The sequence below is a fragment of the Pseudomonas serbiensis genome (assembly GCF_030580745.1).
Classification (GTDB): domain Bacteria; phylum Pseudomonadota; class Gammaproteobacteria; order Pseudomonadales; family Pseudomonadaceae; genus Aquipseudomonas; species Aquipseudomonas serbiensis.
On sequence record NZ_JAUQOO010000001.1, the window covers coordinates 507,858 to 530,157 of the forward strand.

Below are 22,300 nucleotides of genomic sequence, written 5' to 3' on the forward strand. Positions count from 1 at the left end.
GCGCACGGTCGCGCACTCCCAACGGAGCGCGGCGAAGATACCAGTTTGCAGATATCGGTAAAAGTGATGTTTATATATATGCAAATCGTTAAAAGCGATAAGCAAAATCCTGTCCCTGCGCCGCATGTACAAGACCCTGCTTGAAGTGCGGGAAATTGTCGACTTTACTGAGTGCTGATCGATGCCCGATGAGGGGTAAGACAAAATTTTTCATATGCAATCACCTATAAAACCGACAAGAGGCGATGCGATGAGTAAGCACCCGAAGACCACCAAGTCCGATAGCAACGTGGATGCCTGGGCTATTTTCTTCCTGATTCTGCTGGTAGTAGGCGCTGCTGTCTTCTGGGTCAGCGGCCAATAGCCAGAACCTGATTGTCTAGCGGTCGACTGCGCAGCTCTCCAGTATTCGGGAAGGGCGGCCGATAGCCATTTATATGCTCAAGGTTCTGTGAATATGAGTGGCTTCATTTTCCGCTGTTTGATCATTCTCTGCGGTTCATGGAGCGGTGTGGCCCTGGCCGCTTCCGTAACCTTTCTAAGCCCGGGTTTTGCAACCGATGGCTACTGGCAAAGCTATGCGCGTGTCATGCAGTCGGCTGCCGATGAAACCGGCATGTCACTCAAGGTGCTGTACACGGATCGTGACACCCGCAAATTGCTGGATATGGCGCGAGAGGCGTTGCAGGGGGCCGGTCAGCGTCCTGACTATCTGGTGTTCTCCAATGAATTGAATGTAGCCCCCGAGGTCCTGCGATTGTCTCAGGGCAGTGGCGTCAAGCTGCTGGCCGTCAACAATACGCTGACGGAGGATCAGGTGCGGATTCTGGGTGATCTTCCCTCGCGATACCCTAACTTCATCGGCAGCCTGATCGGTAACGATGAGGAGGGCGGCTATCTGACGGCAAGGCGGCTGATAAGCCTTTATCCTGGCCTGGCTGGCGGCCAGCCAATCGAGATGCTGGCGTTTTCCGGGACCAACTCCACGCCGGTTTCCCTGGCGCGTGAACAGGGGATGCGCCGTGCTCTCGAAGAGTTTCCGCAGGTTCATCTGCGTCAGATCGTGCTGGGTGGCTGGCGTCGTGACAGGGCACAGGAGCAGGCCCGGGTACTGCTCAAGCGGTATCCGAATATCCGGCTGATCTGGGCTGCAAACGAGCAAATGGCGTTCGGTGCCATGGATGCGTTACGCGAGCGTGGCGGGGAACCCGGCAAGGACATCCTGTTCAGCGCCATCAACGGTACGACGATTTCATTGCAGGCGCAGTTGAATGGTCGCTTGAGTGTGGTGGCAACGGGGCACTTCACCATTGGCGGCTGGGCCATGCTCTTGCTGCATGACTACGATGCTGCCGATGCTCAGACACGCCCCCGAATCGGTGAGCGCAGTGTGCGGGTGCTGGAGTTGGTAGAGCGCCATGATGCCAGGCGTTTTCTGGAGGCTGCGAAAGTCGAGCGTTACTACCTGGACAAACAGGCGTTCAGGCGTGAGCCGGTCGACGGCAATTCCCCCTTTGCCCTGAAAAACATGCTGCCGCTGGTTCAGCAAGACCCGAAATAATGCCCTTTCCCCATGGATGGCGGGTATCCATGGGGAAAGGGCGGCGACGGGTTACTCGTCGTAACCCAGGTTGGGTGCCAGCCAGCGCTCGGTCACGCTCAGATCCTGGCCTTTGCGAGCGGTGTAGCTTTCGACCTGATCCTTGTCGACCTTGCCCACGGCGAAGTATTGCGCCTGCGGATGGGCGAAGTACCAGCCGCTGACGGCTGCTGCGGGGAACATGGCGTAGTGCTCGGTGAGGAACACGCCGCTCTTGCCGGGTGTATGGATCGGTGTGCCTTCAGGCAGCGGGTCCAGCAGGGCGAAGAGGGTGCTCTTCTCGGTGTGATCCGGGCAGGCCGGGTAACCCGGTGCAGGACGGATACCCACGTATTGCTCCTTGATGAGCGCTTCGTTGTCCAGGTGCTCGTCCTTGGCGTAACCCCAATATTCCTTGCGCACCTGCTGGTGCAGCCATTCGGCGCAGGCTTCGGCCAGCCGGTCGGCCAGTGCCTTGACCATGATCGAGTTGTAGTCGTCGCCCTTGTCCTGGTAGGCCTTGGCCACTTCTTCGGCACCGATGCCGGCGGTGGTGATGAAGCCGCCCACATAGTCGGTCACGCCGCTGTCCTTGGGCGCCACGAAGTCGGCCAGGGAGAAGTTCGGTTTGCCATCGGTCTTGATGATCTGCTGGCGCAGGTGATGCAGCTTTGCCAGTGGCTGGCCGTCGTCACCGTAGACTTCCAGGTCATCGTCATCGATCTGATTGGCAGGCCAGAAGCCGAACACCGCACGGGCGCTGATCAGCTTCTCGTCAATCAGTTTGCGCAGCATCTGCTGGGCGTCGGCAAACAGCGCTGTAGCCGCTTCGCCAACCACTTCGTCAGTCAGGATGCGCGGGTATTTGCCGGCCAGATCCCAGGAAATGAAGAAGGGTGTCCAGTCGATGTATTCGGCCAGCACGTCCAGGTCGATGTCTTCCAGAATGCGAGTGCCGGTGAAGGTCGGCTTGGCAGGCTCGTAGCTGCTCCAGTCGAACTGCGGCTTTTTCGCGACTGCCGCGCCATAGCTCAGGCGTTCGGTGCGGGCGCTGCGTGCCGAGGTACGCTCGCGGACTTCGACGTACTCGCGGCGAGTCTTCTCGATGAAGCCGGCTTTCAGTTCCTTTGACAGTAACTGTGTGGCAACACCCACTGCGCGGGAGGCGTCAGTCACATAGACCACGGCGTTATTGCTGTAACGCGGCTCGATCTTGACTGCCGTATGCGCCTTGGAAGTGGTTGCCCCGCCGATCATCAGCGGAAGATGGAAATCCTGGCGCTGCATTTCGCGGGCGACATGGACCATTTCGTCCAGCGACGGGGTGATCAGGCCGGACAGGCCGATGATGTCGCATTTCTCGTCGCGGGCCACTTGCAGGATCTTCTCGGCAGGCACCATGACGCCCAGGTCAACGATGTCATAACCGTTGCAGCCCAGTACCACGCCGACGATGTTCTTGCCGATGTCATGCACATCGCCCTTGACCGTGGCCATCAGGATCTTGCCCTTGGCTTCGGGCTTGTCGCCTTTTTCCAGTTCGATGAACGGGATCAGGTGCGCCACGGCCTGTTTCATCACACGGGCGGATTTCACCACTTGCGGCAGAAACATCTTTCCTGCGCCGAACAGGTCGCCGACCACGTTCATGCCGGACATCAGCGGGCCTTCGATCACTTCGATCGGGCGCGAGAACGACAGGCGGGACTCTTCGGTGTCTTCGACGATATGGGTCGTGATGCCCTTGACCAGCGCATGTTCAAGGCGCTGATTCACAGGCCAGGTGCGCCACTCTTCGGTTTCGGCTTCTTTGACGCTGCCGTCGCCCTTGAAGCTGTCGGCAATGGCCAGCAGCGCGTCGGTGCCATCGGCGGTGCGGTTGAGGACCACATCCTCGACACGCTCGCGCAACTCGGCCGGGATCTGATCGTAGATTTCCAGCTGGCCGGCGTTGACGATGCCCATGCTCAGGCCGTTGCGGATCGCGTGCAGCAGGAATACCGAGTGAATGGCTTCACGCACCGGGTTGTTGCCACGGAACGAGAACGACACGTTGGATACGCCGCCGGAAGTCAGTGCGTAGGGCAGTTCGTCACGGATGTAGGCGCAGGCATTGATGAAGTCTACGGCGTAGTTGTTGTGCTCTTCGATGCCGGTGGCGATAGCGAAGATGTTCGGGTCGAAGATGATGTCTTCCGGCGGGAAACCTACTTCGTTGACCAGAATGTCGTAGGAGCGCTTGCAGATTTCCTTCTTGCGCGCTTCGGTGTCGGCCTGACCGGCCTCGTCGAAAGCCATCACCACCACGGCCGCGCCATAGCGCTTGCAGAGCCTGGCGTGATGGATGAACTGCTCGACGCCTTCCTTCATGCTGATGGAGTTGACGATGCCCTTGCCCTGGATGCACTTGAGGCCGGCTTCGATCACATCCCATTTGGAGGAGTCGATCATGATCGGCACGCGGGAGATGTCCGGCTCGCCTGCGATCAGGTTGAGGAAGGTCACCATGGCCTTCTTCGAGTCCAGCATCCCTTCGTCCATGTTGATATCGATCACCTGGGCACCGGCTTCGACCTGCTGCAGGGCGACTTCCAGGGCTTCGGTGTAGTTGTCTTCACGGATCAGGCGGGCGAAGCGGGCGGAGCCAGTGATGTTGGTACGCTCACCGACGTTGACGAACAGCGACTGGCGGTCGATGGTGAACGGCTCAAGACCCGACAGGCGGCAGGCTTTCGGAATATCCGGGATCTGGCGCGGAGCGTAGCCGGATACCGCTTCGGCAATCGCCTTGATATGCGCAGGCGTGGTGCCGCAGCAGCCGCCGACGATGTTCAGGAAGCCGCTCTGGGCGAATTCCTCGATGATTTTTGCCGTCTGGCTCGGCAGTTCGTCATATTCGCCGAAGGCGTTGGGCAGGCCGGCGTTCGGGTGCGCGGAAACGTGGGTGTTGGCCTTGGTGGACAGTTCCTGCAGGTAAGGGCGCAGGTCGCTGGCACCCAGAGCGCAGTTCAGGCCCACGGAAATCGGTTTGGCGTGGCTGATGGAGTTCCAGAAGGCTTCGGTGGTCTGGCCGGACAGGGTACGGCCCGAAGCGTCAGTGATGGTGCCGGAAATCATGATCGGCAACTCGAAGCCGATTTCCTCGAATACTCCCTGCACGGCGAAGATCGCGGCCTTGGCGTTGAGGGTGTCGAAGATGGTTTCGATCAGGATCAGGTCGGCGCCGCCCTCTATCAGGCCGCGAGTGGCTTCGGTGTAATTCTCTACCAACTCGTCGAAGGTCACGTTGCGGTAGCCGGGGTTGTTCACGTCCGGCGACAGGGAGCAGGTGCGGCTGGTCGGGCCGAGCACACCCGCGACAAAACGCGGTCTGTCCGGGGTTTCGAGGGTTTTTGCATCGGCGACCTTGCGCGCCAGCCGGGCACCTTCTACGTTCAGCTCGTAGACCAGCGCTTCCATACCGTAATCGGCCTGGGAAACCTGGGTGGCGTTGAAGGTGTTGGTTTCAAGAATGTCTGCACCGGCATCCAGATAGGCCTTCTCGATGGCACCGATGACATCGGGGCGCGTCAGAACCAGCAGGTCGTTGTTGCCTTTGACATCGCTTGGCCAGTCGGCGAAGCGTTTGCCACGGTAATCCTCTTCCTCGAGCCTGTAGCTCTGGATCATGGTGCCCATGCCGCCATCGAGGATCAGGATCCTCTGTTTAAGTGCGTTGAGAAAGGCTTGATGGCGGGCGCTGCGGTCAGACATAGGGATACCTTGAAAAGGCCGATACAGAAAGGTCGAGATCATACCAAACCGGAGCGCTTTTGGTGTTGATGGCGCCTTTGCATGAAAATAGCTCATGTTGGTGTGCTCTAACAGCTGTAGAATTGCGCGGTTTTTCATTTCAAGGCCCTGGATATGCCGTACCGCTCATTGCCAAGTCTCGTTCTGTTGTTGTGGTGTTGTGCTGTCCAGGCCCAGGGAGTGCCTGCGGCCCCGGCCCCCGCTATTTCCTATGTGCGGGATATCCAGCCGATCCTGACCCAGAAGTGCGTGGCCTGCCATGCCTGCAACGACGCGCCTTGCCAGTTGAACCTGGGCAGCGGCGAGGGCATGAGCCGCGGGGCGAGCAAGACCCCGGTCTATCAGGGCGAGCGCAGTACGGCGATGGCGCCCACCCGGCTGTTTTACGATGCTCAGGGCACCGATGCGTGGCGGCGCAAGGATTTCTATTCGGTGCTCGATGCCCAGGGCAGCCAGGCTGCCTTGATGGCACGCATGCTGGAATTGGGGCGCAGTGCGCCGCTGCCGCCCAACAGCAAGATTCCCGACGACATCGTTCTGGGGTTGAACCGGGAAAACCTATGCCCGCTGCCGGGCGAGTTTCCTGCCTATGCCCAGGCGCATTCCACCGGCGGCATGCCGCTGGCGGTGGCCGGGCTGAGCGACGCCGAGTACCAGACCTTGCAGCGCTGGCTGTCTGCCGGTGCGCCGGTCGAACAACAACCCATCATGCCCAATGTCGCTGAAGCGGCGCAGATTGCCGAATGGGAAGCCTTGCTCAACCGCCCGGGTTCCAGAGAGACGCTGGTGGGCCGATGGTTATACGAGCACCTGTTTCTGGCGCATGTCTATTTTGAAGGTGGCGATACCGGGCACTTCTTTCAGTGGGTACGCTCGCGCACGCCAAGCGGCAAACCTGTCGATCTGATCGCTACCCGTCGCCCCAATGACGATCCGGGCAATGACTTCTATTACCGGCTGATACCGGTGCAGGGCGTGATCGTCCACAAGACCCATATCACCTACGCCATGAGCCCGCAGAAGCTGAAGCGGGTCAAGGACCTGTTTTACAGCGCCAACTGGAGCGTGGATGCAATGCCGGGCTATGGGCCGGGGCATCGTGCCAACCCGTTTCTGACTTTCGAGGCGATTCCGGCGCAGGCGCGTTATCAGTTCATGCTCGATAACGCCGAATACTTCGTGCGCACCTTCATTCGCGGTCCGGTGTGCCGTGGCCAGATTGCGACCGACGTGATTCGCGACCATTTCTGGGTGCTGTTCCAAGAGCCGAGTCATGATCGTTATGTCATCGACGCCCAGTACCGTGGGCAGGCAACGCCATTGCTGGCCATGCCCGGGCAGAACGACGAAGTAGGCAGCATCCTGAGTCTGTGGCTGTCCTACCGGGATCGTCGCAACGCTTATGAAAACCTGCGCCGCGACAGCTACGCCAGCATGACGCCACCCAGTTGGTCGACGCTGTGGGCCGGCAACGATAACTCGCTGCTGACAGTATTCCGCCACTTCGACAGCGCATCGGTGACCAAAGGGTTGATCGGCGATGTGCCGCACTCGCTATGGTTGTTCGATTACCCGTTGCTGGAGCGCACCTATTACCAGTTGGCGGTGAACTTCGATGTCTACGGCAATATTTCCCATCAGGCCCAGACCCGGCTGTATTTCGATCTGATCCGCAACGGCGCGGAAATCAATTTCATGCGTCTGATGCCTGCCGACAAGCGCGAGAAGATGCTGGGCGACCTGTATCAGGACTCCGGCAAATTCAAGATGTGGCTGGACTACCAGAGCATCGATGACGACACTCCAAGCGGCCTGAGGCTTGACGAGCGCCACCCTCGTCAGGACTTCTCCCGGCAGTTGATTCAGCGCTCCGGCACCCTCAACGCCGCGCCGGACCCGATCAACCGCTGCATGGGGGCTTATTGCTCGCGCCCCGGCATCAGCCCCGCTTTTGCCCAGGCAGAGCAGTCTCTCAGTCGACTGGTTTCAAGGCCTGCCGCTGGCCTCAAGGTCATCGATCAGTTGCCCGAAGCGACCATGCTGCGCATCGAAGACGCCAGCGGCAAGCGTGTGATGTACAGCATGCTGCGCAACCGCGCCCACAGTAACGTTGCCTTCCTGCTGGGCGAGTCCTATCGCTACCAGCCGGGTCTGGACACCCTGACCATTTACCCGGGCGTGCTCAGCAGTTATCCGAACTTCATGTTCAATATCCCGGCTGGCGAAGTGTCCGGGTTTGTCGACGCCATGCAGCAGGTCAAGGATCAGGACGGGTTCGAGAAGATCGTGCAGCGCTGGGGTGTGCGCCGCACTCATCCGCTGTTCTGGACCTATTTCCATGACATCAGCCGCTATATCCAGGAGACCGAGCCGCGAGAGAGCGGGGTGCTGGATATGAATCGCTACGAAAACCTCTGAATGTCGTTGCAGGCCACGTTTGACGTGGCCTGCCGCCACTACTGTTTCCTGAACGAAACAGGATTTTCCTGATCTTTTTTGTCATCTCACTGTCCGACCTCATGCGTGTCCGGCTCGCTTCGTGTCCGGGCTTCTGGTTGAAAAGGCAGGTGACAAGAGGTTTTTGGATGTTGATTTCGGTTCAGGCTTTACGGGCTTTCGCCGCGTGGGTTGTTGTGTGTCATCACTTCATGCAGATTTTTTTCGATTTCAAGGCCAGCGGTCCCGTTGGCGAATTCTTTGTTTCCAAGGGCGCCGTGGGCGTCGATATCTTCTTTGTCATCAGCGGGCTGGTGATTTACCTCTCGACCCATGACAGCGACATGCCCGCCGGGCGTTTTATCCTGCACCGCCTGATCCGCATCGTGCCGGCTTACTGGCTGTACACCGCTGCCATGGGGCTGTTGCTGCTGGTTGCGGCGCCCTGGCTTCCCCATCAGGTAATCGGCTGGCAGAACTTCTTCCTTTCGTTGCTTTTCATTCCTTCGGAAAATCCCGGTGGCTACGGCTTGTATCCGACGCTGAACGTCGGCTGGACCCTGAACTACGAGATGCTGTTTTATGTGCTGTTCTCCATGGTCTTTCTGTTCGAGCAGCGCCATCGGCCCTTGATCATCGCCGCCGCGCTGTTTGTCGTGACCGAGATTCTGGCTCGCAGTGGTTTGATCAGCCGCTTCTACGGCAACGACATCGTCTACGAATTCCTGTTGGGGATCGGTATCGGCATGCTGTATCGCCGGGGCTTGATCAAGGAAGGGTTATGGTTGCCATTGGCCGGGATTGTGGCGGGAATGCTGCTGATCCATCACCTGACCAACGAGCAACGCCTGCTGAACTGGGGGCTGCCAAGTGCCTTGATCGTGCTGTGCGCCATTTCGCTGGAGCCTTACTTGCGCGGCAGCCGGATGCTCAAGACTCTGGGCGACTGTTCCTACTCGGTATATCTGCTGCATGTTCTGGTGCTCTACGGTGGCTTGCTCATGGCGCAGCGCTTTGCCTTGAGCCCGTATCTGGTGTTTGCCTTCTGTGTGCCGATCATCGCCATTGGCGCATGGGGCAGCTATGAGTGGATCGAGAAGGGCTTGTATCGCCGAATGCGCCGCAGTCTGGATGCCCGCCAGCAAGGAAGAGAATCGGTTGCGCTTTCCTGACAAAAACACTAGGACTTTGTATGCGCATCCGATTGGCGTAAACTGCCGCCAAGTCTGCGAGGAATGTTCATGACCGCTATCACTATTACCGATGCTGCCCACGATTATCTGGCCGATCTGCTGGAAAAGCAGAATACCCCGGGTATCGGCATCCGAGTGTTTATCACCCAGCCTGGCACCCAGTACGCTGAAACCTGCATTGCCTACTGCAAGCCGGGCGAAGAAAAACCTGAAGACAAGGCCATTGGCCTGAAGAGCTTCACCGCCTGGATCGATGGTTTCAGCGAAGCTTTTCTGGATGACGCCGTTGTCGATTACGCAACGGATCGCATGGGTGGCCAGTTGACCATCAAGGCGCCAAACGCCAAAGTTCCGATGGTCAATGCCGACAGCCCGATCAACGAGCGCATCAACTACTACCTGCAAACCGAGATCAATCCGGGGCTCGCCAGCCACGGTGGTCAGGTGACCCTGATCGACGTGATCGAGGAAGAGGAGCGCAATATCGCCGTCCTGCAGTTCGGCGGTGGTTGCCAGGGCTGCGGTCAGGCCGATGTCACCTTGAAGGAAGGCATCGAGCGCACCTTGCTCGAACGCATCCCCGAGCTGGCCGGTGTGCGTGATGTGACTGACCATACCCAGAAAGAAAACGCTTACTACTGAGTTGTTTTCTTCGCGAGTGAACCCGCTCCTTATTCCGTGGGAGCGAATTCATTCGCGAAACTCTTCATTCAAGGCCTGAACAAATGCGCATGCCCGGCCCGATACAGCGATGACTCGCCAAACGTATCGTCTGCCAGTACGCGACCAACCAGTATCAGTGCCGTACGCCTGAAGCCTTTCTCCTGCACCTTGTCGTGAATGTCGGCCAGCGTGCCCAAAACCCAGTCCTGATCCGGCCAGCTTGCGCGATGCACCACGGCTATGGGGCAGTCGGGGCCGTAATGCGGCGTCAGCTCTTCCACTATTTTCTGCAGATTATTGACCCCCAGATGAATGGCCATGGTGGCGCGATGCTGTGCCAGGCTTGCCAGCTCCTCGCCAAGTGGCATTGAGGTCTTGTCGGCATAGCGGGTCAGGATCACGCTCTGGGAAATGTCCGGCAGTGTCAGTTCGGTGCCCAGCAGTGCTGCGCAGGCCGCCGTGGCTGTTACGCCGGGGATGATCTCGAAGGGAATTCCCAGCTCGCGCAGGCAACGAATCTGTTCGCCAATCGCACCGTACAGGCTCGGGTCACCGGAATGCACGCGGGCCACATCCCGGCCCTGTTCATGAGCAGATTTCATCAAGGCAATGATCTGCTCCAGGTGCAACTCGGCACTATTGACCACCTGAATGGCCCGATTGCCATCCAGCACCGCGACTGGCACCAGTGAACCCGCGTAAATGATGACCGGGCAGCTGTTGATCAGTCGTTGGCCTTTGACGGTGATGAGGTCCGGGTCGCCTGGGCCTGCACCGATGAAAAAGACGGTCAATGGATTCTCCTGAATCGAGCGGGATAAATGAGCAGCGGATTATCAACCCTGCCCAGGGGCGCGTGCCAAGGCAAATGTTGCCCTGATGTTTTTCTGGCGTTCGATCACCAGTGTTGCAGGGCTGTTGCCCAACTGGCTGGCCAGTGCCAGCGCTGCACTTTCGGCAACGCCGTGGCAGCCGGTGTGCTGGAACGTCGTTGGCGAGCGATGGGTCAGTTGCGGTTCGTATCGTGCCAGTTGAGAGGCATCGAAGAAAATCAGCGGTACTGACAGGTATTCAGCCAGCTCCAGCAAGCCCGGCTCGTCCTGCTTGAGGTCGATGGAGGCGAGGGCGGTAATGGCTCCGATCTCCAGAGCGTGGGCTTTCAGGCTGCTTTCGATCAGCTCCAGCAGGTGCGTGGATGGGCAGCCACGCTGGCAGCCCAGGCCTGCCACAAGGACAGGACGGGGCTGTGCGGGGGTGTGATCAGGCGTGCAGGTCGGCATTGTTGCGACGGAACAGCCAGGCGCTGATCAGGCCCAGAGCAATCCAGAACAGTGCGTTGGTCAGCAGCGAAGCCATGATGAACTGTGATTCCAGTGCTTCAGGAGCCAGACTCTCGTGGGTCAGCGGCTGTGGTGCGCCAATCAGGTGCGGCACTACCAGAATGGCCGCGCCCAGCACTTTGAACAGCCAGTTCTGGCCGAAGGCGATCAGGGCCAGCCCGGCAGCCGTGGAAGCCGCAGTCCCGATCCACCAGTATTGGCGCAGGTTCAGGTCGGCGGCCGCAGTGCCCGGCAGTTCGGGCGGCAGCCCCAGCGTTGGTGCCAGAACGAAAACCGCAAAACCGGCCAGCCCCCATAGCGCGCCCTGGGAGGTGCGGCCCGGTGCGCGCAGGGTGTAGAGCGCGACCAGCATCAAGGCAAAACCGACTGCGACCACCAGATTGCCACCGGTTGTGGAGAGGATGCGCTGCCAGCCGTCTTCCGGTTCCCAGGCCTCTTCGTCGTGACTGTGTCCGGCGGCTGCGCCTTCGGCATGATCATGTTCATGCACGTGCTCGGCAGGTGCTTTTTCGTAGGTTTCGGCCTGAAGAATCAGCGGCGCGACCCAGAAGCTTTGCAGCAAGGTCAGCAGCAGTGCCGCCAGCAGACCGCTGAAGCCTGCGGTCTGGATGATTCGCTTGAACATGGCGTCAGGTCTCAATGGCAAGGGAAGGCGGCGCTGTGGCGGGTGTCGTGCGCGGCGTTGTGAACGGCGGCGATGTGCGAGAAACCGGCGAAATACACCAGGCACGCACCAAGAATCGCAGCGCTGATGGCGGCGGTCAGGCGTTGGGTCTGGGTGGATGTGGCTGTGCTCGACTGGCTGCTGCTGATGGTGGACATGGCGCTTCCCTCTGGTTTCGACAGGCGGGCATGCGCACAGGAACCTTCTGACGGGCGCCAGGAGGTTTCAACTGCGCCCGCCCACCGCGGGTGTGTCATTGAGTCAGTATCGGGCCGGTCTCCGGGCTCGCGAGGGGCGTTGATGTGCAGCGTTCAACACCTTCAGGATCACCTTCCCATGCCGTGGCACAGTGGTTCTGACCCTCTCTCGCTTACCGTTGCGGGGGCAGCGCCGGACTTGCTCATGCGTGAATGAGCGCACCGGTTTCCCGTTTCACCCCGTGAAGGGCACCCGTAACAAGTTGTAATAGGAGAGCATGGCAGCCACTGAACGTCAATCTGAACGATTGACCTGCCCTCGACCACTGCGTAGCCTTGCGCACTTGAGGTTCTCTGCCTTCTGCAGGAGGGTAGAGCTAAGACGGGAATGCGGTCCAAGCCGCAGCTGCCCCCGCAACTGTAAACGGTGATGTTCATTGCATGGCCACTGCGCAAGCGGGAAGGCGCGATGAATGCCTGTCGGCCAGCACCGCCGATACGCCGCCGTCAGCCAGGAGACCTGCCTCGAACCGGGCCACAGGCCCACGAATTCTCACTACAACCGGGCGGGGTGATCCGGTGGCGAATCGATCCGTGCGCAGCGCACGGTTCTCGTCCTGCTTGCCCGCCGTATTGCCAAAGGGCATCCGATGAAAACACTGGCCAAACTTCCCGTCACCATCGTTACCGGTTTCCTGGGGTCGGGTAAAACCACCTTGTTGCGGCATATGCTCGATAACGCCGAAGGGCGTCGTATCGCGGTGATCGTCAACGAGTTCGGCGAGCTGGGCATCGACGGCGAAATCCTCAAGCAATGCACCATCGGTTGCACCGAAGAAGAAGCCACTGGTCGTGTCTACGAACTGGCCAATGGCTGCCTGTGCTGCACGGTGCAGGAAGAGTTCTTCCCGGTGATGCGCGAATTGGTGTCGCGTCGCGCCGACCTGGACCACATCCTTATCGAAACCTCGGGTCTGGCGTTGCCAAAACCGCTGGTCCAGGCTTTCCAGTGGCCGGAAATCCGCAATGCCTGCACCGTCGATGCGGTCATAACCGTGGTCGACAGCCCGGCCGTTGCCGCAGGCACTTTCGCGGCTTTCCCGGATCAAGTGGACGCCCAGCGCAAGCTCGACCCGAATCTGGATCATGAGTCCCCGCTGCATGAACTGTTTGCTGATCAGTTGGCCAGTGCCGACCTGGTGATCCTCAACAAGGCCGACATGATCGATCCCGAAGGTCTGGCGGCGGTACGTGCCGAAGTTGCCGAAGAACTGCCGCCAGCGGTCAAGGTCATCGAGGCCAGCAATGGCCGTCTGCCAATCAATGTACTGCTGGGCATTGGCGCGGAGTCGGAACTGCATATCGACAGCCGCAAGACTCACCATGACCATCATGACGACGATGATCATGATGACCACGATCACGATGTATTCGATTCGATCTCCATCAAGCTGCCGCCAGCCGAAGAGGCCTTCCTGCTGAACGTGCTGAACCGCATGGTCGTTCAGCACGGTATCCTGCGCGTCAAAGGTTTTGCCGCGATTCCCGGCAAGCCGATGCGTCTCTTGATTCAGGGTGTGGGCACTCGTTTCGACAAGCACTTTGACCGTGCATGGAAGGCTGATGAAGAGCGTGCCACCCATCTGGTATTGATTGGCCAGGAACTCGATGCTGCCGCGCTGGAAAAGCAACTCTACGATGAGCTTGAGTCTGAAGTTCATACAGCGCTGCGAGCCCAACTTTAACGTTACGAGTCTTGCCTGACCCATGCATTTACTGAAAACCCAGCCGGGCGGTTTCGTCCCCGACGACAGCATTGCCGACCTGGGGCAGACCCCGGCCGAGCTGGTGATTCTCTGTAGCGGCGATTCGAGCCTGGCCTTGCTGGCCGAAGCCGCGCAGCAACTGCCCGACGATTACCCGAGCCTGCGTCTGGCCAACCCGATGCAGGTGCAGAATCACGCTTCGGTGGACTTGTACGTCGATGAAGTGTTGCGTCACGCCAGGGTCATTCTGATTTCCCTGCATGGCGGCATCGGCTACTGGCGTTATGGCGTCGAGCGCTTGATGGAGCTTGCTGCCCGTGGCGTGCAAGTGATTCTGGTGCCGGGCGATGATCGTCCCGATCCGGAATTGAGCGACCTGAGCACCGTGCCCGCAGAAGCGCGGGACCGGCTCTGGCAGTTCTTGCGTCAGGGCGGGCTGCAAAACGCACTGGATCTTTATCGCTGCCTGGCAAGTAGCTGGCTTGAGCGCGACTATCCATGGGGCGAGCCCCGGCCATTGCCGCGTACGGCGATCTACCATCCACATAAACCCGGTGCCGCGCTGACTGACTGGCAGGCTGACTGGATTGCCGGGCAGCCGGTGGTTGCGCTGCTGTTCTACCGCTCCCACTTGCAGGCCGCCAATACCGGTTTCATCGATGTGTTCTGTGAGCGCTTGCAGGCCGAAGGGCTCAACCCCTTGCCGGTTGCGCTGGCCAGTCTCAAGGAGCCGGGTTGCCTGACCATGGTCGAGGACTGGCTGGATGAAGTCGAAGCCGAACTGATCCTCAACACCACAGGCTTTGCCCAGTCCAGCCCGGAAGCGCCGCATCTGCGACCGTTTCGCCGCAATGTGCCGGTCATCCAGGCCATTTGCGCCCAGGACAACCAGCCCGCCTGGCAGGCCAGCGAGCAAGGGCTGGGCGCTCGGGATCTGGCGATGCACATTGCCTTGCCGGAGCTGGACGGGCGGATCATCAGCCGCCCCGTCAGCTTCAAGGATCTGGCCTGGCGCAGCGAGCGCAGCCAGTCGGATGTGGTGTGCTATCGCGCCCATCCAGAGCGTATGGGCTTCGTTGCGCAACTGGCGCGGCGCTGGATCGAACTGGCGCGCTTGCCCAATGCCAGCAAGCGGGTAGCGTTGATCCTGGCCAACTACCCGACCCGCGATGGCCGGATCGGCAACGGAGTCGGGCTCGACACGCCCGCGGCGGCGCTGAATATCCTGCGTGCCATGCAGGGCGAGGGCTATCCGCTGGCGCAGTTGCCTGAAAGCGGTACTGCACTGATTCAGCAATTGCTCGGCGGCGTCACCAACGATCTGGACAGCATCGATCTGCGTCCCTGCCAGCAAAGCATGGCGCTGGATGAATACCTGCAAGCCTTCGATGCCTTGCCCCAGGCCAATCGCGATGCGGTAAATGCCCGTTGGGGCGCACCCGTGGATGACCCGATGTTCCGTAGCGGGCGGATGATGATTGCCGGTATCCGCTTTGGTCTGACCTTTGTCGGTATCCAGCCCGCCCGTGGCTATCAAGTGGACCCCAGCGCGGTCTATCACGACCCCGATCTGGTACCGCCCCACGGTTATCTCGCGTTCTACTTCTGGTTGCGCAAGGCTTATGGTGCGCATGCTGTGCTGCATGTGGGCAAGCATGGCAATCTGGAGTGGTTGCCGGGCAAGGGCGTTGGCCTGTCACAGGATTGCTGGCCTGATGCAGTGCTGGGTGCGATGCCGAATATCTACCCGTTTATCGTCAACGATCCGGGCGAGGGCGCCCAGGCCAAGCGCCGTACCCAGGCGGTCATCATCGACCATCTGATGCCGCCGCTTACCCGTGCCGAAACCTACGGCCCGCTGCGCAATCTGGAACTGCTGGCCGACGAATATTACGAAGCGCAACTGCTTGACCCGCGTCGAGCGCTGGAGCTGCAGCGGGACATCCTCAAGCTGGTACGCGAAACCCGTATCGACCGCGAACTGGCGCTGGACGACTCCATCGACAGCGATGCCGATGCGGCGATCTGGTTACCGCGTCTGGACACTTATCTGTGTGACCTGAAGGAATCGCAGATCCGCGATGGCCTGCATGTCTTCGGCCAATCCCCTGAGGGGCGCCTGCGCATCGACACGCTGCTGGCGTTGCTGCGCATTCCCCGTGGCGATGGTCGTGGCGCGCAGTCGAGCCTGTTGCGGGTGCTGGCCAAGGCGCTGGTGCTGGATTTCGATCCACTGGATTGTGATCTGGCTGAACCCTGGAGCGGGCCGCGCCCGTCAGCCTTGTTGGCGGTGAGCAACGATCCATGGCGTACCACGGGGGATACGCGAGAGCGGCTGGAGTTGTATGCCGCCATCCTGATCGAGCGCATCGTCAAGAATGAAGCAGTCGACGATCTTCCTGAGCACCCGGAACTGGCACTGGTTCTGGATAGCCTGCGCGATGTCGTAGCCCCGCGCCTCGATGCCTGTGGCCCCGAAGAAATGCGTGGCCTGCTCGATGCCCTGAGCGGTCGTTTCGTGCCGGCTGGCCCGAGCGGTGCGCCGAGTCGAGGTCGGCTTGACGTGCTGCCCACCGGTCGCAACTTCTTTACTGTGGATGTGCGCAATCTGCCAACCACTACGGCCTGGCGGATCGGCTTCCAGTCGGCAAACCTGCTGCTGGAACGCCATCTTCAGGATCATGGCGATCATTTGCGCCAGCTCGGCCTGTCGGTCTGGGGCACGGCCACCATGCGCACCGGTGGTGACGATATCGCTCAGGCCATGGCCCTGATGGGCGTGCGTCCCGTCTGGGCGACGGGCAGTCAGCGGGTCGATGATTTCGAGATTCTGCCGCTGAGTTTGCTGGATCGTCCTCGTGTGGACGTGACCTTGCGAGTGTCCGGGTTCTTCCGTGATGCTTTTGCCAATCTTATCCGCCTGTTCGATGCCGCCGTACAGGCCGTGGCCGCTCTCGATGAGCCGGACGATCAGAACCCGCTGGCCGCCCGGGTTCGTGAAGAGCGCCGCAGCTTGCAGGAAACCGGGTTGAGCGAAGACGAGGCCGTGCGCCAGGCCGGTTGGCGAATCTTCGGTGCCAAGCCCGGTGCGTATGGCGCGGGTGTGCAGGGCGCTATCGACGGGCGTCTGTGGCAGAGCCGTGACGATCTGGCCGAGGTTTATCTGAACTGGGGCGGCTATGCCTACGGCGCAGCCGATGAGGGCACGCCGGCTCGCCAGCAGTTTGCACAACGACTGACACAGGTTCAGGCCGTATTGCAGAATCAGGATAACCGAGAGCATGACCTGCTGGATTCCAACGATTACTACCAGTTCCAGGGCGGAATGCTGGCTGCCGCCGAAAGCCTGAGCGGCCAGAAAACGGCCAGCTACCACGGCGATCACAGCCAGCCGGACTTGCCTAGAATTCGCACCCTCAAGGAAGAGCTGAACCGGGTGATCCGCAGCCGTGCGGCCAACCCGAAGTGGATCGAAGGCGTCAAACGGCATGGCTATAAAGGCGCGTTCGAAATGGCTGCGACCGTGGACTTCCTGTTCGCGTTCGATGCCACTACCGAGCTGATCGACGACCATCAATATGCACTGCTGGCCGATGCCTACCTGCTGGATCCATCGACCCGCCAATTCATTCGCCAGCACAACCCCGATGCCCTGCGCGACATGACCGAACGCATGCTTGAAGCCCAGCAGCGCGGGCTCTGGCAGGAGCCGGGCGACTATCGTGAAGCGCTGGAAGACCTGCTGCTGGATATAGAAGAGAGCTGATGAACTTGCCTGACCCAAGCATGACCGACACCCCGCATTTTCCTCTGGCAGCCGTAGTCGGTGCAGATGATCTGAAACTGGCGCTGTGCCTGGCAGCCATCGACCCCAGAATTGGCGGCGTGCTGATCGAAGGCCCGCGGGGCATGGCCAAGTCGACCCTGGCCCGTGGTCTGGCGGACCTGCTGGCCAGCGGTCAGTTCGTCACCTTGCCGCTGGGCGCTACCGAAGAGCGTCTGGTCGGCACTCTGGATCTGGATGCGGCGCTGTCCGAAGGTCGTGCGCAGTTCTCGCCCGGTGTTTTGGCCAAGGCTGACGGTGGCGTCCTGTATGTGGATGAGGTCAATCTGCTGGCCGATCACCTTGTCGACCTGTTGCTGGATGTCGCTGCCAGCGGTACCAATCTGGTGGAGCGCGACGGTATTTCCCATCGCCATGCAGCACGTTTCGTGCTGATCGGCACCATGAACCCGGAAGAAGGCGAATTGCGTCCGCAGCTGCTGGACCGTTTTGGTCTGAACGTGGTTCTGAGCGGGCAGACATTGCCAGCCGAGCGCAGCCAGATCATCCGCCGACGTCTGGATTTCGATGCCGACCCCCATGGCTTTTGTCAGGCATGGCAAGGCCAGCAGCAAGCCTTGAAGCAACGCTGTGAGCAGGCTCGTGGGTTGTTGTCTTCCATTGAGCTGGATGACCGGTCGCTGGGTCTTGTTACCGAGCGATGTTTTGCGGCGGGTGTCGATGGCATGCGGGCCGATCTGGTCTGGCTGCGTGCTGCGCGTGCGCATGCTGCGTGGCGTGGGGGCAGTGTGATCGAGGAGCAGGATATCGACGCGGTGGCCGAGTTTGCCTTGCGTCACCGGCGCCGCGATCCTGCGCCACCGGCACAGAGCCCTGAAACACCGCCATCCAGCCAGGCTCGCCCACAAAACCCTCAGCCGCAAAGCGGGCAGGGTAGCTGGGGTGAATTGCCTGCCCGGCCAGTGTCGACAGGGGCGCGCCGCGAAGTGCCGAGCTGGCCAAAAAAGCCTTAGGCATCCGCCCTCGTTCGGCAAAGGGGGCGGATGCCAGCCCCCGTCCAGGCAAACTGACTTACGGGCGTCATGGTGCCTCGCGTTCGGGTATCGATGGCGCGATTGCCTGGCTGCCCACTTTATTGCGCGGTCGCCCGCAAAGCCGCAACGATCTGGTGCGCCAGCCTCGCAGCAGTCGGCCTACGGAGTTGTTGCTGGTGATCGTCGATGCATCGGCCTCGACTCGTCGTCATCAGGCCTTGAGTCAGGCCAAGGGCATGCTGGCCCAGGTTTTTGACGAGGCTTATCGCCGTCGCGCAAGGCTGGCATTGCTGACCGCCAGCGGCAATGTCCCGCAGTGGAAGCATCAAGGGCTCAAGGCCTCGGCGGCATTGCGTCCCTGGCTGGATGCGCTGGGCGCTGGCGGAGGAACGCCCTTGTTTGCTGCCATCGAGCAGGCGAAGGACTGGTTGAAGGTGCGTCAGCAGCGTTATCCCGCCGAACATTTGCGTGTATTGATCCTCACCGATGGTCGTATCAAGGACATGCCGCACTGTTCAGGTTTCGACTGCGAGAGCCTGTTGATCGATATAGAGAAAGGACCGATCCGGCTGGGCCGGGCGCGGGAACTGGCTAATAGACTGGGTGCCGATTACCGGCATATTGAAGAGCTTCGCGAATAAAACGCAACATCATGAATTTAATGAAGTTTCCGTAGGAGCGAATTAATTCGCGAAGGGTTCGTACATCCGAAGAAAATGTATATCCTTCAAATGACGTCTCGCGAATGAATTCACCCACAAGTAGGAGCGAATTCATTCGCGACAAGAGTCACGCCATCAAGCCGGCATGGTCCAAGGCTGGAGGCTGTAACCCTCATTGCTGATTTCTTCGCGAGCTTCTTTCAGGGCGCTGGCCAGTTGAACAGGGTCGGAGTAAGCGCTGCTCGGGATCTGTTTACGACCGATCAGTGCGCAGGTGCGGTCGATCACTGTAAGGCTCAGTTCGCCGCTTCCGGCCTGGGCTGCCCAGGCAACACACTGGAAAGGTGCAAAGGCGTTTCCAGCGATCAGAAGTGCATCGTTGAAGCGCAGTGGGGCGTTCATTTTCAATTCCTCAAAATGCCCATATCAGTCCAGTCACGTCGGTGGGCTGACCGTTCGGCTGGTTACCTGTGTTGATGCCGAACAGGGTGGGGTGAGTCACACCGCTTGCCGGATATTTTCAATTTTTTTACATCCATGCCGCGTTCGGCTTGATCTGAGGCAATTTTTACGATGTTCGGTTCAATGACCGGCAGAATTTCCTGACTGTAAAAACGTTACAACCTGTTTAATTACTTTTCGTTATGAGCGATATATTTAAACGGTACAAGGGTGTGTCAAATATTTGCTAATGTAACATTCGGGCTCGTCAACTTACTGTTTATAAAAAGATTTTAATCACTCTCTTCCACGTCGGGCGCCAAGGAAACCTAATATGCATGAAGCGGCCCAAACACGACGTCTGTTGATTGTTGATCCCAGCGATGATTGCCATCAGTTGATCCCTGTCCTGCAGGCTGCCGGATGGGCTGTGGACAGCAATACGCTGGAAGGGGCGCTTAACCAGCGTTGCGATGTTGGTCTGATTCGTCTCATGCCTGAGCATTTCGAGCACCCCGAAGTGGTCAAGGAACTGATTACCCGCAGCAACACCCAATGGATTGCGGTGCTTGCACCCAATGATCTGCGGCGCGAAAAGATCGGCGATTTTGTCTGTGAGTGGTTTTTCGATTTTCACACCTTGCCTTTCGATGTGGCTCGCATGCAGGTCACGCTGGGCCGGGCTTATGGCATGGCACGTCTGCGTGCCCAGGGGGCTGCGCAAGTATCGAGCTCCGATCACGAGATGCTTGGCGAGAGCCGTCCTATCCGCGAGTTGCGTCGTTTGCTGGGCAAGCTGGCTCCCACTGAATCACCGGTGCTGATCCGCGGCGAGCGCGGTACTGGCAAGGAGCTGGTTGCGCGTACCTTGCACATGCAGTCGCAGCGCAGGAACAAGCCATTCGTTGCAGTCAATTGCGGTGCCATTGCCGAGCATCTATTGCACACAGAGCTGTTCGGTTATGAGAAAGGTGCTTTCAACGGAGCCCTGGAGCGCAAGATCGGCCGCATCGAAGCGGCGAATGGCGGGACGTTGTTTCTGGACGATATAGGCGATCTGCCCATGGAAACCCAGGCCCATCTGCTACGCCTGTTGCAGGACCGGCATATCGAGCGGTTCGGTGGTAGCGAAGCGATTCCCGTGGATGTGCGGGTGCTGGCCGCGACCCATGTGGACCTTGAAACCGCCATCCGTAAAAAGCGTTTCCGTGAAGATTTGTACTACCGCCTGAATGTCTTGCAGGTCGGCACTGCGCCTCTGCGTGAACGACATGGTGATCTGGCCATGCTGGCCAATCATTTTGCGCATTTCTACAGTCAGGAAACCGGCAGGCGTGCCCGCAACTTCAGCCAGGACGCCTTGATCGCCATGGGCAAGCATGACTGGCCCGGCAATGTACGGGAGCTGGCCAATCGCGTAAGGCGCGGGTTGGTGCTGGCCGAGGGACGGCAGATAGAGGCCGCGGATCTTGGCTTGCTCGGTGAAGAGGATATTGCCAGCAGCATGGGGACGCTGGATGACTACAAGTCGCGAGCCGAGCGTCAGGCCTTGTGCGATGTGTTGACCCGCCACAGCGATAACCTCAGCGTTGCAGCCAAGGTTTTAGGTATTTCGCGGCCGACGTTCTATCGGCTGCTGCACAAGCATCAGATCCGCTGAGCCAGTCAGTAGCTGCGTGACGGCAGCCATTGCCTGCTCGCGGCGTGCGTCCCAATCACCCCCGATGACCTGATAGTTCTGCGCATGGCGATGCAGCCATTGCCGACTGTCCTCGAAAAATGCCTGTCGCTCGCTCAGTTGCGGCTGGCAACGTTGCCCGTCACTGATCCAGTCGACACCTTCAGGGGAAAGCAGCAGATGCAGGTCGTAGTGCCTGCTGAGCAATTGCTGCTCGATCCACTGCGGGCAATCACCGAACAAGGCCTTGCTCCAGAGCATGTTGCTCAGAAGATGCGTGTCGAGAATCAGCAGCGGCGGGGCGGTAGCACGGGCCGTGTCCTCCCAGGCCAGTTGGCCTTGGGCAATGTCGGGAATATCGCTGTAGACAGTGTCGCGACCTTGCTGCTCGATGAAATGGCGCACGTACTCGCCCACCAGCAAACCACCGAAGCGCTTGCTGATTTCCTGGGACAGCCAGCTCTTGCCGCTGGACTCGGGACCTGCCAGGACCAGGATTTTCATCGCGCCAGCGCCAGATCGTTGCGCCACTCACGCCAGCCTTGAACGGCCAGCAGGGTAAAGAGCCCATACAGCGCCGCGGTCAGGTACAGCTCCTTGTAAATGAACAGGCCGACGAAAATGACATCCAGCACGATCCACAGGGGCCAGCACTGGACCCGTTTTTGTGCCATCCACACTTGTGCAACCAGGCTGAAACCGGTCAGCGCGGCATCGAGCCAGGGCTGTGCTGCATCCGTGAAATGAGCCATGGAAGCACCCAGCACCAGGCTGATGACAGCACCGATTGCCAGGCCGCCCAGGACTGGCCCGCTCTGCAGGACCGTGACCGCCCGCACCGGCAAGCCGTTGCCGTGTCGGGTCCACTGCAGCCAGCCATACACCTGAAGACCGGCGTAGATCACTTGCAGCAGCATGTCCGAATAGAGCTTTACGTCGAAGAAGATCCAGATATAGATCACCACCATCACCAGACCAATTGGCCAGCACCAAGGGTTCTGCTTCACTGTAAGCCAGACTGCTATCACGCCGAGGACGGCAGCGAAGAGTTCAAGTCCGGACATGGCGGCT

The 22,300-nt window shown here is 59.7% G+C and carries 17 protein-coding genes and 2 riboswitches; of the genes, 9 read left to right on the top strand and 8 right to left on the bottom strand.

The window, feature by feature from the left end:
• Window positions 1–457 precede the first annotated feature (457 nt).
• Entirely contained in the window at window positions 458–1,561 is a 1,104-nt protein-coding gene (locus tag Q6A51_RS02245) for an ABC transporter substrate-binding protein (protein ID WP_201002057.1), read from the top strand.
• A gap of 51 nt (window positions 1,562–1,612) precedes the next feature.
• Here the strand turns inward: Q6A51_RS02245 and metH are convergent, their stop codons facing one another.
• Window positions 1,613–5,332 carry a methionine synthase gene (gene metH / locus Q6A51_RS02250; RefSeq protein WP_304574019.1) on the bottom strand — a complete coding sequence of 1,240 codons (3,720 nt, stop codon included), beginning with the start codon at window positions 5,330–5,332 and terminating at the stop codon, window positions 1,613–1,615.
• Between the two features lie 153 nt (window positions 5,333–5,485).
• On the opposite strand from metH, the gene Q6A51_RS02255 reads away from it, so the two are divergent.
• The 3 genes from Q6A51_RS02255 to nfuA all read left to right on the top strand — a co-directional run bounded on the left by Q6A51_RS02255 (window position 5,486) and on the right by nfuA (window position 9,642).
• On the top strand, window positions 5,486–7,789 hold the full coding sequence (locus Q6A51_RS02255; protein WP_405046110.1) for a fatty acid cis/trans isomerase: 2,304 nt from the start codon (window positions 5,486–5,488) through the stop codon (window positions 7,787–7,789).
• 167 nt (window positions 7,790–7,956) lie between these two features.
• Window positions 7,957–8,979, top strand: a complete 1,023-nt coding sequence (locus Q6A51_RS02260; RefSeq protein ID WP_304574020.1) for an acyltransferase family protein — start codon at window positions 7,957–7,959, stop codon at window positions 8,977–8,979.
• Window positions 8,980–9,048: 69 nt separating this feature from the next.
• Window positions 9,049–9,642 (top strand): Fe-S biogenesis protein NfuA, encoded by a 594-nt coding sequence (nfuA, locus tag Q6A51_RS02265; RefSeq protein ID WP_122315432.1) that lies wholly within the window; start codon window positions 9,049–9,051, stop codon window positions 9,640–9,642.
• A 68-nt stretch (window positions 9,643–9,710) separates the two neighbouring features.
• Here the strand turns inward: nfuA and cobM are convergent, their stop codons facing one another.
• From cobM to Q6A51_RS02285, 4 genes are read right to left on the bottom strand one after another with little or no spacing between them, the layout of a single operon-like run.
• A complete protein-coding gene (cobM, locus tag Q6A51_RS02270) occupies window positions 9,711–10,457 on the bottom strand; it encodes a precorrin-4 C(11)-methyltransferase (protein WP_201002066.1) in 747 nt (248 codons plus the stop codon).
• A gap of 42 nt (window positions 10,458–10,499) precedes the next feature.
• Window positions 10,500–10,943: a cobalamin biosynthesis protein gene (locus Q6A51_RS02275; RefSeq protein WP_304574021.1), complete on the bottom strand. Its 444-nt coding sequence runs from the start codon at window positions 10,941–10,943 to the stop codon at window positions 10,500–10,502.
• Window positions 10,924–11,628 carry a CbtA family protein gene (locus Q6A51_RS02280; protein ID WP_304574022.1) on the bottom strand — a complete coding sequence of 235 codons (705 nt, stop codon included), beginning with the start codon at window positions 11,626–11,628 and terminating at the stop codon, window positions 10,924–10,926. The genes Q6A51_RS02275 and Q6A51_RS02280 overlap by 20 nt, the downstream gene beginning before the upstream one ends.
• Window positions 11,629–11,639: 11 nt before the next feature.
• Window positions 11,640–11,825, bottom strand: coding sequence for a CbtB domain-containing protein (locus tag Q6A51_RS02285; protein ID WP_201002072.1), 186 nt, complete (start codon window positions 11,823–11,825; stop codon window positions 11,640–11,642).
• A gap of 95 nt (window positions 11,826–11,920) precedes the next feature.
• Window positions 11,921–12,136: riboswitch (cobalamin riboswitch) on the bottom strand.
• A gap of 58 nt (window positions 12,137–12,194) precedes the next feature.
• Window positions 12,195–12,406: riboswitch (cobalamin riboswitch) on the top strand.
• 108 nt (window positions 12,407–12,514) lie between these two features.
• Here Q6A51_RS02285 and cobW point away from each other — a divergent pair.
• From cobW to Q6A51_RS02305, 4 genes are read left to right on the top strand one after another with little or no spacing between them, the layout of a single operon-like run.
• The gene (gene cobW, locus Q6A51_RS02290; RefSeq protein ID WP_304574023.1) at window positions 12,515–13,609 is read left to right on the top strand and encodes a cobalamin biosynthesis protein CobW; all 1,095 of its coding nucleotides are present in this window, start codon (window positions 12,515–12,517) and stop codon (window positions 13,607–13,609) included.
• 22 nt (window positions 13,610–13,631) lie between these two features.
• Window positions 13,632–17,396 (top strand): cobaltochelatase subunit CobN, encoded by a 3,765-nt coding sequence (gene cobN, locus Q6A51_RS02295; protein ID WP_304574024.1) that lies wholly within the window; start codon window positions 13,632–13,634, stop codon window positions 17,394–17,396.
• Window positions 17,396–18,427 carry an ATP-binding protein gene (locus Q6A51_RS02300; protein WP_304574025.1) on the top strand — a complete coding sequence of 344 codons (1,032 nt, stop codon included), beginning with the start codon at window positions 17,396–17,398 and terminating at the stop codon, window positions 18,425–18,427. The genes cobN and Q6A51_RS02300 overlap by 1 nt, the downstream gene beginning before the upstream one ends.
• Window positions 18,428–18,480: 53 nt before the next feature.
• The gene (locus tag Q6A51_RS02305) at window positions 18,481–19,089 is read left to right on the top strand and encodes a vWA domain-containing protein (RefSeq protein ID WP_304574101.1); all 609 of its coding nucleotides are present in this window, start codon (window positions 18,481–18,483) and stop codon (window positions 19,087–19,089) included.
• A 156-nt stretch (window positions 19,090–19,245) separates the two neighbouring features.
• Here the strand turns inward: Q6A51_RS02305 and Q6A51_RS02310 are convergent, their stop codons facing one another.
• A complete protein-coding gene (locus Q6A51_RS02310) occupies window positions 19,246–19,512 on the bottom strand; it encodes a hypothetical protein (protein WP_201002078.1) in 267 nt (88 codons plus the stop codon).
• 373 nt (window positions 19,513–19,885) lie between these two features.
• On the opposite strand from Q6A51_RS02310, the gene Q6A51_RS02315 reads away from it, so the two are divergent.
• Window positions 19,886–21,211, top strand: coding sequence for a sigma-54 dependent transcriptional regulator (locus Q6A51_RS02315; protein WP_304574026.1), 1,326 nt, complete (start codon window positions 19,886–19,888; stop codon window positions 21,209–21,211).
• On the opposite strand, the gene Q6A51_RS02320 is transcribed toward Q6A51_RS02315, so the two are convergent.
• Entirely contained in the window at window positions 21,155–21,733 is a 579-nt protein-coding gene (locus Q6A51_RS02320; RefSeq protein WP_201019572.1) for an AAA family ATPase, read from the bottom strand. The genes Q6A51_RS02315 and Q6A51_RS02320 overlap by 57 nt on opposite strands.
• Window positions 21,730–22,293, bottom strand: a complete 564-nt coding sequence (gene pnuC / locus Q6A51_RS02325) for a nicotinamide riboside transporter PnuC (protein WP_201002083.1) — start codon at window positions 22,291–22,293, stop codon at window positions 21,730–21,732. The genes Q6A51_RS02320 and pnuC overlap by 4 nt, the downstream gene beginning before the upstream one ends.
• Between the last annotated feature and the right edge of the window lie 7 nt (window positions 22,294–22,300).